The organism is Amycolatopsis sp. NBC_01480 (genome assembly GCF_036227205.1).
Taxonomy (GTDB): Bacteria; Actinomycetota; Actinomycetes; order Mycobacteriales; family Pseudonocardiaceae; genus Amycolatopsis.
This window is the reverse complement of record NZ_CP109442.1, coordinates 8,170,172-8,182,776: the sequence shown is the minus strand read 5'-3', so window position 1 is coordinate 8,182,776 and position 12,605 is coordinate 8,170,172. Positions and strand designations below refer to the sequence as shown.

At 70.1% G+C, this 12,605-nt stretch carries 11 protein-coding genes; 9 read left to right on the top strand and 2 right to left on the bottom strand.

The window, feature by feature from the left end; genetic code table 11:
- Positions 1 to 74: 74 nt before the first annotated feature.
- Positions 75 to 713, top strand: coding sequence for a GntR family transcriptional regulator (locus tag OG371_RS38520; protein WP_329073382.1), 639 nt, complete (start codon positions 75 to 77; stop codon positions 711 to 713).
- On the opposite strand, the gene OG371_RS38515 is transcribed toward OG371_RS38520, so the two are convergent.
- Positions 710 to 1,831, bottom strand: a complete 1,122-nt coding sequence (locus tag OG371_RS38515; protein WP_329061137.1) for an aromatic ring-hydroxylating oxygenase subunit alpha — start codon at positions 1,829 to 1,831, stop codon at positions 710 to 712. The two genes, OG371_RS38520 and OG371_RS38515, sit on opposite strands and share 4 nt — an antisense overlap.
- A 253-nt stretch (positions 1,832 to 2,084) precedes the next feature.
- Entirely contained in the window at positions 2,085 to 2,663 is a 579-nt protein-coding gene (locus tag OG371_RS38510; protein WP_329061135.1) for a TetR/AcrR family transcriptional regulator, read from the bottom strand.
- Positions 2,664 to 2,809: 146 nt separating this feature from the next.
- On the opposite strand from OG371_RS38510, the gene OG371_RS38505 reads away from it, so the two are divergent.
- From OG371_RS38505 to OG371_RS38470, 8 genes are all read left to right on the top strand, one after another.
- The gene (locus tag OG371_RS38505; RefSeq protein ID WP_329061133.1) at positions 2,810 to 4,270 is read left to right on the top strand and encodes an aldehyde dehydrogenase family protein; all 1,461 of its coding nucleotides are present in this window, start codon (positions 2,810 to 2,812) and stop codon (positions 4,268 to 4,270) included.
- A 32-nt stretch (positions 4,271 to 4,302) separates the two neighbouring features.
- Entirely contained in the window at positions 4,303 to 5,859 is a 1,557-nt protein-coding gene (locus OG371_RS38500; RefSeq protein ID WP_329061131.1) for an amino acid permease, read from the top strand.
- Between the two features lie 13 nt (positions 5,860 to 5,872).
- Entirely contained in the window at positions 5,873 to 7,531 is a 1,659-nt protein-coding gene (betA, locus tag OG371_RS38495) for a choline dehydrogenase (protein ID WP_329061129.1), read from the top strand.
- A 209-nt stretch (positions 7,532 to 7,740) separates the two neighbouring features.
- A complete protein-coding gene (locus OG371_RS38490) occupies positions 7,741 to 8,058 on the top strand; it encodes a bifunctional 3-phenylpropionate/cinnamic acid dioxygenase ferredoxin subunit (protein ID WP_329061127.1) in 318 nt (105 codons plus the stop codon).
- The gene (locus tag OG371_RS38485) at positions 8,055 to 9,224 is read left to right on the top strand and encodes an NAD(P)/FAD-dependent oxidoreductase (RefSeq protein ID WP_329061125.1); all 1,170 of its coding nucleotides are present in this window, start codon (positions 8,055 to 8,057) and stop codon (positions 9,222 to 9,224) included. The genes OG371_RS38490 and OG371_RS38485 overlap by 4 nt, the downstream gene beginning before the upstream one ends.
- 11 nt (positions 9,225 to 9,235) lie before the next feature.
- Positions 9,236 to 10,105 (top strand): LysR family transcriptional regulator, encoded by an 870-nt coding sequence (locus OG371_RS38480; protein WP_329061123.1) that lies wholly within the window; start codon positions 9,236 to 9,238, stop codon positions 10,103 to 10,105.
- A gap of 196 nt (positions 10,106 to 10,301) precedes the next feature.
- Positions 10,302 to 10,592, top strand: coding sequence for a recombinase family protein (locus tag OG371_RS38475; RefSeq protein WP_329061122.1), 291 nt, complete (start codon positions 10,302 to 10,304; stop codon positions 10,590 to 10,592).
- 282 nt (positions 10,593 to 10,874) lie between these two features.
- Positions 10,875 to 12,112, top strand: a protein-coding gene (locus OG371_RS38470; protein ID WP_329061120.1) for an IS3 family transposase whose coding sequence is annotated in 2 segments (ribosomal slippage) — positions 10,875 to 11,166 and positions 11,166 to 12,112 — 1,239 coding nt in all. Because the reading frame shifts where the segments join, the coding sequence is not laid out codon by codon here.
- Positions 12,113 to 12,605 lie beyond the last annotated feature (493 nt).

Genomic DNA, 12,605 nt, shown 5'->3' with positions numbered 1-12,605 from the left:
GCTGGCTGGTCGACTACTGATATATCAATCTGCACGGTAGGGTAGGCGGCGTGCGCACACAGGTCAACACACCGATGCCGGTCACCGGGCCGTCCCTGGCGGAGCAGGCATACCTGTTCGTCCGCGACCGCCTCGTCATGCTCGACATCAAGCCGGGCGAGCCGATCAACGAGGAGTGGCTGGGCGGTTCACTCGGCATGGGCCGCACGCCGATCCGCGAAGCGCTGAAACGGCTGGAGGCCGAGCGGCTGGTCGTCGCCTACCCGCGCCGGGGCACGTTCGCCACCGACGTCAACATCTCCGACCTCGCCCACATCTCCGAGGTCCGCCGCACGCTGGAGCCGGCCGCCACCGCGGCGGCGGCCGAGCGCGCGACCGACGGGGACCGCGAGCGGCTGACCGCGTTGCGCGAGCAGCTCGACACCGAACAACCGGCCGGGAACACCGACCTGCTGCGGATCGACCTCGATCTGCACCGGGCCGTGTACGCCTGCGTGCACAACCCGTTCCTCGAGGACACCCTGATCCACTACGACAACCTCGCCACCCGTATCTGGTGCGTTTTCCTGCCGCGCCTGCGCGGCATGGCCGGCCACGTGAACGAGCACGCCCCCCTGCTCACCGCCATCATCGACGGCGACGCGAAGAAGGCAGCGGAGCTGACGCTCGACCACGTGACCGGCTTCGAACAGGCCATCCGCGCGCTGATCTAGCCTTCGGTCCGCGCGCGGACCCAGTCGTGGAACGCGCCGATGTGGTGCTCGCTCGGCACCAGCACCCCGCCGCGGGCGTACGAGCGCGAGTCCATCGCGAGCTGGCAGCGTTCACACGCCTCGAAGTCCTGCTGGTTGACGCGGTGGAACAGCTCGACGGACCGGCTCAGGTCCACTCCGGACTCCACCACCCCGGGCAGGTACAGCCAGTCGCAGCGGACGAGTGTGCGGTCCGGGGCGAGCGGGAACATCCGGTGCAGGATCACGTGGTCCGGCACCAGGTTCACGAACACCTGCGGCCGGACGGTGATCGCGTAGTACCGGCGGTCCTGGTGCTCCCCCACGCCCGGCAGCCGCTCGACGCCCTCGCTGCCGTCCACGGTGAACCCGGCGACCTCCTCGCCGAACTCGGCGCCGTGGCCCACGAAGTACTGCGCCGCGTAACCGTCGGCGAACTCCGGCAGCACCTCGGTCAGCTCCGGGTGGATGGTGGCGCAGTGGTAGCACTCCATGAAGTTCTCGATGATCTGCTTCCAGTTCGCCTTCACGTCGTACTCGATGCGCTTGCCCAGCGCGAGATCCTCGATCCCGTACGCGTCCAGCTCCGGCAAGCCGCCGAGCCGGTCGGCGACGTCCGCCATCACCGTGCCCTCGAAGGACGGCGGCTCCCCGGCCAGGCTGACCCAGGCGTAGCCGAGCCATTCCCGCAGGTGCACCCGGGTCAGGCCGTACTCGGTGCGGTCGACGTCGGGCATGCCGGTGAGGTTGGGCGCGGCGATCAGCTTGCCGTCGAGGCCGTAGGTCCAGGCGTGGTACATGCACTGGAACGCCCGCTTGACCTGGCCCGCCTCCTCGGTGCACAACCGGGCGCCGCGGTGGCGGCAGACGTTGAGGAAGGCGCCCAGCTTCCCGTCGCGCGCCCGCGCGACGATCACGCTCTCCCGTCCGATTCGGACGGTCTCGAACGCCCCGGGCGCGGCCAGGTCCGCGCAGCGCACGGCGCAGAACCAGTCGGCCTCGAAGATCTTCTCCTGCTCGCGCGCGAAGATCGCCGGGTCCGTGTAGTACCGGCCGGGCAACGTGGGCAGCAGGCTCCGCGGCAGGTCGGTGGTGGTCACCGGCGGTGCTCCTCTCGGTAAACGGACCCGGGGGATCAAGAGCGATGAAGTTGCGTATTACGCGTCGGGTTGCTCTCTACGGAACAGAGTGCGGGCGGGCCGGGGCAGGTGTCAAGAACGGATTTACGCGTCACCCGATTACCAGCCGGTAGGGGAATCCGTTGCGCGATCACGGTTTCCGGCCGGTGAACACGAAGTCACCGCCCACGTCGCGGCGGCGTGGGCGAGCGGGCCGGACGGATAGCAGCCTCGGTCAGGCAGCGGGCCCCTCGATGGCCCGGCGGAACAGCGCCTCGATCTCGGTGTGGTCCGGCTGTGGCTCGGACAGTGCCGCCTGCATGAGCAGGCCGCAGAAGAGCCCGGCGAGCAGCCGCCCGGTGAGCGGGTCGGTGCGGGAGCGGAACAGCTCGATCAGCGCGTCGTCCCACGCCGCGCTCGCCGGGCGCAGCCGCGGCCGGTGCATGGCCGCGACGTACAGGTCGTATTCGACGACGGTGTGCGGGTACAGCTCGTGGATGTAGCCCATCACCAGCTCGGCCAGCGCCGCGGCGAAATCGGCGTCCGGCGCCAGGGCCTGCTCCCACTCCCGCAGCTCGCGCACGTTGTTCTCGGCCGCCTCGTGCAACGCGACCTCGAGCAGGTCGTCGAGGGTCGCGAAGTGGTAGGTGGTCGAGCCGAGCGGCACGTCGGCCGCGGCCGCGACGGCCCGGTGGGTCAGCCCCTCGATGCCCCGCTCCGCGACCACCTGGATGGCGGCCTTCGCGATCCGCGCGCGCCGCTCCGGGTCGTTCGGACCACGCAGCCGGCGCCCCGCCGACACCCTCGTCGCCATCGCCCGCAGCTCCTTCGCTCACCGGTCGCCCCGAGTTACGGCCAGGAAAACCTGAAGAACCCGTTGTGGACATGTGTACATGCTTCGCGTACAAATGTACGCACTCGAAGTGCCCCGCGTCACCTCCGCACGAACGGGAAGGCCTCATGAAGGACCTCCACATCGACGGGATCTGGACCGAAGCGTCCGACGGGGCGCGCGCCGAAGTGCTCAACCCCGCCGACGGCGAGGTGCTGAAGACCGTGGCCGTCGCCGGGCCGGCCGAGGTCGGCGCCGCCGTGACCGCCGCCCGCCGCGCGTTCGACAGCGGGCCTTGGCGCCGAACCACCGCGAGCGAACGGGCTGATCTGCTCACCCGCATCGCCGCCTTGCTGCAACGGGACCGCGAAGACCTAGCCCGCACCGAAAGCCTCGACACCGGTAAAACGCTCGCCGAAGGCCGCATCGACGTGGACGACGTCACCGCCGTCTTCCGTTATTACGCGAGCCTGACCGACGCAGGACGCGTGGTGGACACCGGGAACCCGAAGGCGATCAGCCGGATCGTGCACGAGCCGGTGGGCGTCTGCGCGCTGATCGCGCCGTGGAACTACCCGCTGCTGCAGATGTCCTGGAAGGTCGCGCCGGCGCTGGCCGCGGGCAACACCCTGGTGCTCAAGCCGAGTGAGGTCACCCCGCTGACCACCGTCGCGCTGGTCGCGCTGGCCGAAGAGGCCGGGGTGCCCGCGGGCGTGGTGAACCTGCTGCTCGGGCCCGGCCCGGTGGGCGCCGCGCTGGTCGAGCACCCGGGCGTGGACCTGGTGTCGTTCACCGGCGGGCTGGCCACCGGCGAGAAGATCATGGCCGCCGCCGCGCGCGGGGTCCGCCGGGTGGCGCTGGAGCTGGGCGGCAAGAACCCCAACGTGGTCTTCGACGACGCCGATTTCGACACCGCGGTGGACTACGCCCTGGCCGCCGCGTTCGTCCACTCCGGACAGGTCTGCTCGGCCGGCGCGCGGCTGATCGTCCAGGACGGGGTGCACGACCGGTTCGTCGACGAGCTGGCCGCGCGGGCCGGCCGGATCCGGCTCGGCCGCGGCCTCGACCCGGACACCGAAGCGGGCCCGCTCGTGTCGGCCGCGCACCGCGCGAAGGTCGAGGGTTACATCGCCGGCGCGATCGAGGCCGGCGCGACACTGCGAGCGGGCGGCGCACGGCCCACCGAGGAGCACCTGCGTCACGGATTCTTCTTGCGCCCCACGGTGTTCTCGGACTGCACCCGGGACATGGCGGTGGTGCGGGAGGAGGTGTTCGGGCCGGTGGTCACGGTCGAGCGGTTCGCCACCGAGGCCGAGGCGATCGAGCTGGCGAACGACACGGACTACGGGCTCGCGGGCGCCGTCTGGACCTCGGACGCCGGCCGCGCCCAGCGCGTGGCCGGGGCCCTGCGCCACGGCACCGTGTGGATCAACGACTACCACCCGTACCTCCCCCAGGCCGAGTGGGGAGGTTTCGGCAAGTCCGGCATCGGGCGCGAGCTCGGCCCCTCGGGGCTGGACGAGTACCGCGAGGCCAAGCACATCTACCACAACATCGATCCCGCACCGCAACGCTGGTTCACCGGCTGACTCCGCTCCCACCCCCACCACGAGGACAAATCATGACCACACGATCCAAGCCCGCGGGCGAGGGGTCCGCCGGGTCCGACAGCTCCGAACTCGCGAAGTTCGGCTACCGCCAGGAACTCGAACGCTCCCTCGGCTCCTTCTCCAGCTTCGCCGCCGGGTTCAGCTACATCTCGATCATGACCGGCGTGTTCCAGCTGTTCTTCTTCGGCTTCGGCTCCGGCGGCCCGGCCTTCATCTGGACCTGGCCGCTGGTGTTCATCGGCCAGCTCGCGGTGGCGCTCTGCTTCTCCGAATTGGCCGGGCAGTTCCCGCTCGCCGGCTCGGTCTACCAGTGGGCCAAGCAGATCGCGAAACCCGTCACGTCGTGGCTGGCCGGCTGGATCATGATCATCGGCGCGATCGTGACCGCCGCGGCCGTCGCGGTGGCCTACCAGATCATCCTGCCGCAGGTGTCCACGGCGTTCCAGATCGTCGGCAGCGACGCCGACGCCGGGCTCACCTCCACCCCCGGCGGCGCGCAGAACGCGATCATCCTCGCGCTGGTGCTGGTGGTGTTCGCGACCATCGTGAACATCATCGGCGTCAAGCTGATGGCGAAGATCAACAACTTCGGCGTGGCCGTGGAGCTGATCGCGAGCGTGCTGCTGATCATCGCGCTGGCCGTGCACATCAAGCGCGGGCCGGGCCTGGTGTTCGACACCCACGGCACCGGCGCGGGCCAGCCGCTCGGCTACCTCGGCGCGTTCCTGGTGGCGTCCTTGATGAGCGCGTACGTGTTCTACGGCTTCGACACCGCGGGCTCGCTCGCCGAGGAGACCACGCAGCCGCGCCGGCACGCGCCGCGCGCCATCCTCCGGGCGATCACCGCCGCGTTCCTGGTCGGCGGGCTGATGATGCTCGTCGGCATGATGGCGGTCGGCGACCTGAACGCCAGCGAGCTGAGCACGTCCGGGATGCCGTACCTGCTCAAGAGCACGCTGGGCACCGGGCTCGGCGACGCGTTCCTGATCTGCTCGGCGATCGCGATCACCGTGTGCTGCCTGGCGGTGCAGACCGCGGCGATCCGGATGACCTTCGCCATGGCCCGCGACGGGCGGCTGCCGTTCAGCAAGGCGCTCTCGAAGGTGTCCCCGCGGTCGAAGACGCCGGTGGTGCCGGCGCTGATCACCGGCGGGCTGACCGTGGTGGTGCTGCTGATCAACCTCGGCAACCAGCGCGCGTTTTTCGTGCTCACCTCGACCGCGATCATCCTGTTCTACATCCCGTACCTGATGGTGACCGCCCCGATGCTGCTGCGCCGCCTGCGCGGGCAGTGGCCGCGGCCGGGGCACGGGCCGTACTTCAAGCTCGGCCGCTGGGGCACGCTGGTGAACCTGGTCGCCGTGCTCTACGGCGCGGGCATGACCATCAACCTGCTCTGGCCGCGGCCCGAGGTCTACGGCAACGACCACTGGTACTTCCAGTGGGGCGCGGTGCTGATCACCGCCCTGATCGCCGTGGTCGGCGGCATCATGCTGGCGATCCGGCGGCGGCGCTGGGCGGCCGGGCACGCCGATCCCGAACAGCAGCCCGACGCGGTGGCCGGATAGCGAAGGAGGACAGATGAGTTCCGAAGGCTACGACTTCGTCATCGTCGGCGGCGGCTCGGCGGGCTGCGCGCTCGCGAACCGGCTGTCGGCCGACCCGGCCACGAAGGTGCTGGTGCTGGAGGCCGGTCGCTCCGACGCCAAGTGGGACGTGTTCATCCACATGCCCGCCGCGCTGACCTTCCCGATCGGCAGCAAGTTCTACGACTGGGGCTACCGCAGCGAGCCCGAGCCGCACATGAACCGGCGGCGGATCTACCACGCCCGCGGCAAGGTGCTCGGCGGGTCCAGCAGCATCAACGGGATGATCTTCCAGCGCGGCAACCCGCTGGACTACGAGCGCTGGGCCGGCGACCCCGGAATGTCCACTTGGGACTACGCGCACTGCCTGCCCTACTTCCAGCGCATGGAAAACTGCCTGGCCGACGCGCCGGACGGGCAGTGGCGCGGCCACAGCGGACCGCTGGAGCTGGAGCGCGGGCCCGCGACCAACCCGTTGTTCCAAGCGTTCTTCGACGCCGCCGTCGAGGCGGGTTACCCGCGCACGGACGACGTCAACGGCTACCGTCAGGAGGGCTTCGCGGCCTTCGACCGCAACGTGCGCAAGGGCCGCCGCCTCTCGGCCGCCCGCGCGTACCTGCACCCGGTGATGCACCGGCCGAACCTGACGGTCAAGACCCACGCGTTCGTCTCGCAGATCCTCTTCGACGGCACCCGCGCGATCGGCGTCGAGTACTCGCAGGGCCGCGGCGCGCCGGGCGAGGTGTACGGCAAGGAGATCATTCTCTGCGGCGGCGCGGTCAACACGCCGCAGCTGCTCCAGCTGTCCGGCGTCGGCAACGCGGCCGAGCTGGAACGGCTGGGCATCGACGTGGTGCGCGATCTACCCGGCGTCGGCGAGAACCTGCAGGACCACCTCGAGGTGTACATCCAGTACGCCTGCAAGCAGCCGGTCTCCATGCAGCCCTCGCTGGCCAAGTGGAAGCGGCCCTACATCGGCGCGCAGTGGCTGTTCCTGCGCTCCGGGCCGGCCGCGACCAACCACTTCGAGGGCGGCGGTTTCGTCCGCAGCAACGAAGAAGTCGCGTACCCGAACCTGATGTTCCACTTCCTGCCGGTGGCCATCCGCTACGACGGCTCGGTGCCGGCCGGCGGCCACGGCTACCAGGTGCACGTCGGCCCGATGTACGCCGACACCCGCGGCACGGTCAAGATCACCTCGACCGACCCGCGCGAGCACCCGGCGCTGAAGTTCAACTACCTGTCCACCGAGAACGACCGCCGCGAGTGGGTGGAGGCCGTGCGGGTGGCGCGCAAGATCCTCAACCAGTCCGCGCTCGACCCGTACAACGGCGGCGAGATCTCCCCCGGGCCCGAGGTGGAGACCGACGAGCAGATCCTCGACTGGGTCGCGAAGGACGCCGAGACCGCGCTGCACCCTTCGTGCACCGCGAAGATGGGCGTGGACGAGCAGTCGGTGGTGGACCCCGAGACCATGCGGGTCCACGGCACCGAGGGGCTGCGGGTGGTCGACGCGTCCGTGATGCCCTACATCCCCAACGGCAACATCTACGCCCCGGTGATGATGACCGCCGAGAAGTCCGCCGACCTGATCCTCGGCAACACCCCGCTCGCCCCGCTCAAGCAGCCCTTCCACCGGCACCTCCCCGCCTGACCCCGGCTCCGTCAAGGACTCCTTACCCGCGTGGGACGCGGGTAAGGAGTCCTTGACGTACGCCGGAGGCCCTTGCGGGCCAGCAAAAATCCGCCCGGATCTACTGGTTCGTAACCCTTGACGGAGCCCGGCCGCCGATTCAGACTTGTTGCGTATCGCGTCTCGCGTTCCTTAATACGCAACTCCCCCATTTGTCTCGGAGGCTCTCGATGCAACGCGCGTGCACAGTGGACGAACTGCCGCCCGGCGAATCCGTCCGGATCGCGGGCCCCGAGCCGATCGCGGTGTTCAACGCCGACGGTGAGCTGTACGCCATCGACGACACCTGCAGCCACCAGGACGCGTCGCTGTCCGAGGGCTGGCTGGAGGGCTGCTTCGTCGAGTGCCCGCTGCACGCGGCACTGTTCGACCTGCGGACCGGGATGCCCTCCTGCCTGCCCGCGAAGAAGCCCGTGCGCACGTACTCGGTGCTGGTCGAGGAAGGCGTCGTCTACGTGCAGTCCGACGCCCGGGAGAACGCGGCGTGAAGAGCGTCGCGATCATCGGCGCCTCGCTGGCCGGGGCCCGCGCCGCGCAGGAGCTGCGGGCGCAGGGGTTCGACGGGCGGGTCGTGCTGGTCGGCGAAGAGCCGCACCTGCCGTACGACCGGCCGCCGCTGTCGAAGGCGTTCCTCGCCGGCACGGCGGCGCGCGAGTCGCTGGACCTGCTCGACGCCGACGACACGGCGTCGCTGGAACTGCGGCTCGGCACGCGCGCGGAGCGGCTCGACCCGGCCACCGGGCGGGTGGTGCTCTCCGACGGCGAGCTGGCCGTCGACGGGGTGGTGCTCGCGACCGGCGGGCGCGCCCGGACCCTGCCGGGGACCGAGGGCATCGCGGGCGTCCACGTGCTGCGTACCCTCGAGGATTCCTTGGCCCTGCGGGAAGAACTCGTTCCCGGCGCGCGGGTGGTGATCGTCGGCGCGGGCTTCATCGGCGCCGAGGTCGCGTCCACCGCCCGGGCCCTGGGCCTCGACGTCACGGTGCTGGAAGCGCTGGAAACGCCGCTCGCCCGGGTGCTCGGCCCGCGGCTGGCCGAGGCCTGCGCGGGGCTGCACGCCCGGCACGGCACGACATTGCGTTGCGGCGCCGCCGTCGAAACCCTGCTGACCATCGGCGGCCAGGTCACCGGCGTCCGGCTGACCGGCGGTGAGGAGCTGCCCGCGGACGTGGTGGTCGTCGGCATCGGCATGGTCCCGGCCACGGACTGGCTCACCGGCTCCGGCCTCGAGGTCGGCAACGGCGTGCACACCTCGAGCGGGCTGGTCACGAAGCTGCCGAACGTCGTCGCAGTCGGCGACGTCGCGGCGTACGCGCATGCGGAAACCGGCGTCCGGCACCGGCACGAGCACTGGACGAACGCCAGCGAGCAGGCGCCGGTGGCCGTCGCGAACCTGCTGGCCGGGCACGTGACCCGGCATTACGCGCCGAGCGGCTACGTCTGGTCGGACCAGTACTCCGGTACGCTCCAGCTCGCCGGGCACCCCGAGCCCGGCGACGAGGTGGTGTTCGTGGAGGGTTCAGCCGAGGACGGCGCGTTTGTCGCGACGTATCAGCGTGACGGCGCCACCGTCGGGGTGTTCGCGCTCAACAGCGCCAAGCAGTTCACGCGCTTGCGCCGCCAGGCCCTGCGGCGCCCGGCCCCCGTGGCCTGACGCCGCCGGGGATGGAGCGCCGCCAGCTGGAGTACTTCCTCGCCGTGGTCGACCACGGCGGGTTCACCAACGCGGCGCGGCGGCTGCACGTCGCCCAGCCCTCGTTGTCGCATGCGGTGCGCACCTTGGAGAAACAGCTGGGCGGACTGCTGTTCCACCGGTTGCCGCATGGCGCGGAGCTGACCGCGGCGGGCACCGCGCTGGTCGCCCCGGCCCGCCAGATCCTGCGTGACCTGAGCACGGCGGACGCGGCGGTGCGCGAGGTGCTCGGGCTCGGCGGCGGGACGCTGGACATCGCCTCCCAGACCACCCTGGCCGTCGACCCGCTGGCCGCGCTGCTGGGCCGGTTCCGCGCCGGGCACCCGAAGGTGCGCGTGCGCGTCCGGGCGCCGGAGACCGGGTCCGATGTGCTCAACCGCGTCCGCGACGGGCAGAGCGAGGTCGGGCTCGTCGAGTCCGGTTCGGACCCGGCCGGACTGTCCGGAGTGGACCTGGCCGAGCAGGAGGTGTTCGCGGTGCTGCCCGCGGACTCCCCGCGCACCGAAGCCCTGCCGCAGGCGGAGCTGGCCGAACTGGACCTGGTCACGACCCCGCAGGGCACCGCCACGCGCTGGCTGGTCGAAGACGCACTGCGCGGCTCCGGCCGTGAACCGCGCATCGTCGTGGAGACCGAGCACCGGGCGATGATGGTCCCGCTGGTCCTCGCGGGCGCCGGCGCGGCGCTGCTCCCCCGCGCCATGGCCGAGGACGCCCGCCGCCAGGGCGCGGTGATCGTCCCCCTGCTCCCCCGCCTGGTACGCCGCGGCCGCCTGGTCTGGCGCGCCGGCCCGCTGTCGCCGGCGGCCGAGGAATTCGTTGCGCTGGTCCCGAAAGACTCGTGAGTGTTCATACCGGTTCTCACCGTCACTTGACGATCTACGGTGGGTCGTATGGCTCACTCACACCAGGTTGGCGCAGGTCAGAACGGCCGACAGGCGATCTTGGGATCGTACGCGCGGCTGTCCCGGAATCAGGCGGGGAAGCTGGAGGAGCCCGAGACTCAGCACGCCGATAGCCGCGAGGTGATCGAGCGGCTTGGTGGGTGAGGAGCTCTCTGACCCGAAGCTCTCGGCGTGGAATCCGAAGGTCCGCCGCCCGGGGTCGGAACGGGTCATGAAGCGGGTGGCTGCGCGGGCGTGTGATGGCGTGGTGGTGTGGAACACCGACCGGGGGCGGCGGCGGTCCAAGGACCTGGAGGACCGGTTCAAGCTGATTGAGGGCTTCGCCTCGTTCGCCGTCGCTTCTTCGCGCGGCCGCCTCAGCCACGCTGTCATCCATCCCCATCCGGCGGCGGGACAGACGCGGTTCGAACGGCGCGAAGTCGGGTGACTCGCCCAAGACGACCGCCTACAACTCGGCTGTCAGGCCGAGCGCCGCACCCAACAGCAACGTCCGCAACGCCGCCGGCTTCCCTTGCCCGGGGCAGCCTCCGATCAGCCAGTTGACCCCGATCCACGGCGCGTTGGTCACCAGGCCGCGTTGAGACAGTCCAAACGGGACACCGTCGAACACATCCCGAGCCAGATCCGCAGGTCCACGGGGTAACCAAGCGTGCTCTCTGTCCCGCCCCGGGTTTGATGGAGACATCGAACACCCGGAGGATTCACGGTCATGGCGGCACCACGGAAGTACCCTGACGAGTTGCGGGAGCGGGCGACGCGTCTGGTAGTCGAGGCTAGGCGGGATCCTGCGTCGGCGGCCGGGGCGGTCAAACGGATCGCCGACCAGCTTGGTGTGCACCCGGAGGCGTTGCGGACGTGGGTGAAGCAGGCCGAGACCGACGAGGGGGCGCGGCCGGGGACGACCTCGGCCGAGGCCGCGCGGGTCGCCGAGCTGGAACGTGAGGTGCGTGAGCTGCGCCGGGCGAACCAGATCTTGAAGTCAGCGGCGTCTTTCTTCGCGTCAATGGAGCTGGACCGTCCCTCGCGATGAAGGTCGAATTCGTTGACTCTCAACGGAAGGAGCACGGTGTCCAGCCGGTCCTGCGGGTGCTTGAGGGCACGCCTGCCCAGATCGCACCGTCGACCTACTATGCCGCCAAGACCCGTCCCGAGTCCGCCCGCGCGGCATCCGACCGGGAACTGACCGAGAAGATCAAACGGGTGCATGAGGCGAACTACAGCGTCTACGGGGCCAGGAAGGTCTGGGCTGAGCTGAACCGCCACGGCGTCGAGGTGGCCCGGTGCACGGTGGAGCGGCTTATGCGCGAGGCCGGGTTACGAGGGTTGCTGCGGGACAAGTCTCCTCGCACGACCCGGCCGGCGCCGGAGACCGGAAGGCCGACTGACCTGGTGGAACGTGACTTCACGGCGACGCGGGTGAACGAGTTGTGGGTTGCGGACATCACCTACGTGCGCACCGCCGCGGGCTGGGTCTACGCGGCGTTCGTGCTGGACGTGTTCTCCCGCCTGATCGTCGGCTGGCAGGTCGCCACCAGTCTCTACACGGATCTGGCGCTGGACGCGCTGCAGATGGCGATCTGGCGCCGCCATGCCGACCGCGCCGACCTGACCGGGCTGGTCCACCACAGCGACCGCGGCGTGCAATACCGAGCGATTCGCTACACCCAGCGCCTGGCCGAGGCCGACGCCGTCGCATCCGTTGGCAGCAAAGGAGATTCCTACGACAACGCGATGGCCGAGGCGTTCAACTCGCTCTACAAGGCCGAACTCATCCGCAACCGCGGCCCCTGGCGCGGCCTCGACGACCTCGAGATCGCGACGGTCGAGTACATCGACTGGTACAACAACCGGCGCCTGCACGGCGAGCTCGGACACATCCCACCCACCGAGTACGAGGCACTACACGCGATGACCCACCCGGTCACCACAACCCAGGAAACCAACTAATCCAGTGTCCATCAAACCCGGGGCTTGACACTCGATTGAACCAATCGGGAGCAGGGAGACGAGGTCAGATGATGGGGGACGGGCAGTATTCTGTCGGAGCGACCAGAAGTTCCGGATGTCGAACGTGCGGCTCTGTTGCGCGCCGTTCTGGTCGAGGCGGCTGGAAAGCTGCGGCGGGCGATGGACGCGAGCGTTGTGCCGGCCCGGAGTGCGGCGGCGCTCGCCGCACATCTGGACGCACTCATTGCACAAACCGCCCCGCCCAGGGACACCAGCAACGCGGAGCTGTGCCCCTGAGCAGGACTACTCACAACCCCCTGAGTAGATCTCCGCGCCGGGATGGGTAGGTCTGCGGGACGCCTCGACGGTGGTGGGTTTGACTGGTGATGGTCCCGTACCCTGTGATGGATTGATCACGGGGAGGGGTCGAGATGGGGTTCACAACGGTGCCGGACGCGCTGAGAGCGGCTGGCAGATCCGCTGGTGAGAAGGT